The organism is Aquidulcibacter sp., assembly GCF_049239865.1.
Lineage (GTDB): Bacteria > Pseudomonadota > Alphaproteobacteria > Caulobacterales > Aquidulcibacteraceae > Aquidulcibacter.
In genome coordinates this window covers 1-4074 of the sequence record NZ_JBMLTR010000167.1, presented here as the reverse complement: position 1 = coordinate 4074, position 4074 = coordinate 1, and the positions used below count along the sequence as shown (strand labels likewise).

Genomic DNA, 4074 nt, shown 5'->3' with positions numbered 1-4074 from the left:
AACGGGGCAAGACCACCAAAGGCACGCTCAACTTGGTCTTCGATCTCGGCCTCATTCAAGGCCCCCGAGACAGCGACAAGCATGCTGGATGGGGCATAGGTGCGGCTGCGGAAGGCATTGATGGCGTCTTGATCAATGGCGGCAAGGCTGGCCTCATCGCCCAAAATCGGGCGGCCTAAGGCGTGATCTGGAAAGGCTGCAAATTGGTGCAAAACCCCGCAGCGGTCCTCTGGATCGTCAAAGGCTTCACCGATCTCCTGCAGCACAACCCCTTTTTCAAGCGCCAGATCTTCTGGCCGCAAATGGGGCTTTAAGACGAGGTCTGCCGTCAAGCCCAGCGCAAAGGACGCATCCTCGGCGAGGCAACGCGCGAAAAAGCCCGTGCGCTCATAGCCGGTTGCGGCATTGAGATAGATGCCGCGTCCTTCGGCCTCTTCGGCCAAGCTGCGCGCATCGCGACCACCGGCACCCTTAAAAACCAGATGCTCCAGCAAATGGGCGATGCCATTTTCGCGCATCGTCTCCGCCCGCGTGCCAGCCTTCACCCAAACACCCACACAAGTGCTGGCCAGACCCGGGATCGGGTCCATCAGCACGCGCACACCATTGGAGAGGGTCTTTAAGGTCGCAGCGCTCATGCCGGGGTGCCGATATGGGCGCGAATATAGGCTTTGACGGCGGCCACATCGGCCGGCAGCTCCACCATCACTTCTTTCCGGTCGAGAAGATCGGCGCAATGGCGGGGCAGGTCTGGGGCTTGGCCTAAGATGGATTCAACGGTCTCTGGGAACTTCGCCGGGTGCGCGGTCGCCAGCAAGACGCGTGCGCCCGTGATCTCATCCTCACCAAAGCGGGCACGCCAGCCCACGGCTGTATGCGGGCACAAGACTTCGCCTGTCTGCTCATAACAATCGGCCAAGGCCCAACGGGTTTCTTGGTCGTCCACGCCAAAGGCGTCAAAATGCTGTTTCAGCATGGCAAGGGCGGGTGCGGGAATGTCGAATGAACCACTTTGGGCAAAGCCGTCATAGAGCTTTTTCAGAACCGCGGCATCGCGACCCAGCGCTTCAAAGACGATGCGCTCAAAATTGCTGGCCACACTTATGTCCATGGCGGGGCTTAAGGTCGCCAGGCTGGCGGCGGACTTGGCATAGGTGCCGGTCTCGAAAGCTTTGGCGATGCCGTCATTCGCATTGGTGGCAATCATGATCCGGCCGATGGGCGCGCCAATCATTTTGGCAACATAGCCTGCCAAAGCATCGCCGAAATTGCCGGAGGGAACGGTGAAATTGACTGGACCAGCCGCACTCAACGCCGCAGAGGCCACGACATAATAGACCGATTGCGCCATGATGCGGGCCCAATTGATCGAGTTCACGGGCGACAACGCCACTTCTTTCGCAAACGCTTTATCCGCAAACATGGATTTGACGAGGGCTTGGGCCGTATCGAAATCGCCATCAATATTCAGGGCATGAACATTGTCGCCGCCCGAAGCCGTCATGAAGCGGCGCTGAACATCGGAGACGCGGCCCTTAGGCATCAGGACAAACAAGTCCACCCGGTCGGTCTCTTTCAAGGCCTCCACGGCTGCCCCGCCTGTGTCGCCAGACGTCGCGCACACAATGGCCAAGCGCGCATCACGGCGTTCCAGCGTAAGGCTATAAAGCCCAGCCAAAAGCTGCATCGCAATGTCCTTGAAGGCAAGCGACGGCCCGTGGAACAATTCCAAAATATAGTCGCCTGGCCCCACTTGCTGCACGGGGGTCACGCCCGGATTGGCCCATTGGCCACCATAGGCTTCTTCGGTCAGGCCAATAGCCTCTTTCATGGTGAGGTCTTGGCCCGCAAAGAGCGACAAGATCGCTGCGGCGGTATCGGCATAGGGGGCGGTTGCGGCGGCGCGAATTTGCTCCGCACTCAAGTGTGGCCAGCTTTCTGGCACATAGAGGCCACCATCTGGCGCAAGGCCGGTCAGAAGCGCGTCAAAGAAAGAAACCGAAGGAGACCCGCCACGGGTCGAAATATAGCGCATGATTTTGCTTTATCGTGTTGAAGTTTAGGATGGGGAGCGTCCAAAACGCAGACGGCCGGTACGCAGATGCAGCCCCGTATAGACCCCGATGAGCGCGAAGCCAAACCCCCACCATGTTAAGGCATAACCTAAGTGCCGTTCCGGCGGGATTTGATTGGCCCCTTTGCTGTCTGCCCAAGGATTGATTTGTGTCTGACCGGTCGCCAAAGGGTCGACCAGATTGAGGGCAACATAATAGGCGGGCGAGCCGCCAGTGAGCTTGAGAGAGGCCCCCATCGCGGGCAAATCCGGCCAATACCAATCTTGCCGGATCGGATCATTGTCAGGTGTAAAACTATTGGCCTTCGCGCCCTTGCGCAGCACGCCACGGTAGCTGATCTGCCCAGACAAGACGGGCACTTTATCGCCATCGATTTCAGCGACAAAGCCGCGATCAACAAAGATCCAGCCATCTTCCAAAACAACTGGGGTAAAGATGCGATAGCCACTTATGCCATCGCGGAGCGCGCGCACTTTGACGCTGCGTGGGTCGATCAAACCAGTCAGCTCAACTGGGCGATATTCAGGCTGCGGCGATTGTAGCCCAGCAGCAACCGAGACAGGCGCCGTGGCTGCGATGACGGCAGGCGCGCGCGACTTCTCGACAAATTTGGTCCACTGCCAGTCACCCAGCATGTAGAGAATACCCAAGCATAGGATCGACAAGATGGTCAAAACTGGCATGGGGCGAAAGCTGGCTTTAGACTCTGTGCCGGCCTTGGCTTCGGGAAATTCGGCGAGCGCCTCAACCGGCGTCGGTTCCGGGTCGTGGGGTGCCGCAGGTGGCGTCATTGCAGGCTGAGCCTTGGCGGGGGCAGGCGCCGGGCTTCCGCCAGCTTTGCCGCGTACTTTCAAGCCGGAAGGAACCCAGCCTTCAGGGGTTTCAACCAAGGGGGGCTTAGTCATGAGTGTGCTTTCGGGCCTGCTGGCCTTCTCCGGCCCTATAGCGCCATTGCATGGCAAACATCATCGCCTTGAAGGGCCGCAACAAGCCAATGCAAACCGCTGCGGTGAAAGGCAAAGCGATCAGGATTAACAGCCAAATTGGGGGCCGTAGGGCCAATTCAGCAATCAGGATGAAGGGCACACAAATGGCGCCGGCAGCCAGAATGACGAAAACCGCTGGGCCGTCACCCGCATCTTCGATCGTGAAGTCGGCCTTGCAGGACGGACAGCTCGCCTTGATCGTCAACAGGCCGTCGAACAGAGGCGCTTGCCCGCAATTGGGACACAGGCTGAGCAACCCTGCTTTCCACACACTTACCGCCATCTATTCCTGTCCAGTCACTCTGGTGCGTCAATTTTGAGTTAGAGCGCCCCTCTTAGCACAATCGATCCCGCGCGCGGACAGGTTTTGCAGAAACAAGGGCTTGAAACGACAAAGGGCGGGAGTTGCCTCCCGCCCACTCGATCTTTGATTTAGCGCTAACTTACGAGAAGGCTACGTAGATGAAGGCAAACAAGAACAGCCATACCACGTCCACGAAGTGCCAATACCAAGCAGCAGCCTCAAATCCAAAGTGCTTCTTCGGAGTGAAGTGGCCAGCCATCAGGCGGAACAAGCAGACTGCCAAGAAGATGGTGCCAATGATGACGTGGGCGCCGTGGAAGCCGGTCGCCATAAAGAAGGACGAGCCATAAACGCCAACAGTCTCACCACCAAAGCCGAAATACTCGCCATGCAATGCATGCTGATATTCCAGAACTTGCAGGCCGGTGAAGCCCAAGCCCAACAGCACCGTGATGATCAAGCCCAATTGCGCGGACTTACGATTGCCTTCTTGCAGCGCATGGTGCGCCCAAGTGACCGTCGTGCCCGACAACAAGAGAACCAAAGTGTTCATCAAGGGCAGATGGAATGCATCCAGTGTCTCAACGCCCGTTGGCGGCCATTTTGCCCAAGCCGAAGCGACTTCAGGAATGGTCGACAAGGTGCGCTCATCGGCAAACAAGCCGACTTCAAAGAACATCCAGAACCAAGCCACGAAGAACATGACTTC

The 4074-nt window shown here is 58.0% G+C and carries 5 protein-coding genes; all 5 read right to left on the bottom strand.

Annotated features, from left to right (window positions below; translation table 11 throughout):
- Positions 1–638 (bottom strand): M16 family metallopeptidase (locus ACOVRA_RS11860; RefSeq protein ID WP_421720470.1); only part of this gene is annotated, 638 nt, incomplete at its 3' end.
- On the bottom strand, positions 635–2035 hold the full coding sequence (gene thrC, locus ACOVRA_RS11855; RefSeq protein WP_421720469.1) for a threonine synthase: 1401 nt from the start codon (positions 2033–2035) through the stop codon (positions 635–637). The genes thrC and ACOVRA_RS11860, both read right to left, overlap by 4 nt.
- A gap of 24 nt (positions 2036–2059) precedes the next feature.
- Positions 2060–2980: an SURF1 family protein gene (locus tag ACOVRA_RS11850; protein WP_421720468.1), complete on the bottom strand. Its 921-nt coding sequence runs from the start codon at positions 2978–2980 to the stop codon at positions 2060–2062.
- Positions 2973–3344 (bottom strand): DUF983 domain-containing protein, encoded by a 372-nt coding sequence (locus ACOVRA_RS11845; protein WP_421720467.1) that lies wholly within the window; start codon positions 3342–3344, stop codon positions 2973–2975. The genes ACOVRA_RS11850 and ACOVRA_RS11845 overlap by 8 nt, the downstream gene beginning before the upstream one ends.
- A gap of 160 nt (positions 3345–3504) precedes the next feature.
- Positions 3505–4074: cytochrome c oxidase subunit 3 (locus ACOVRA_RS11840; protein WP_421720466.1), on the bottom strand; the 570-nt coding region annotated here is incomplete at its 5' end.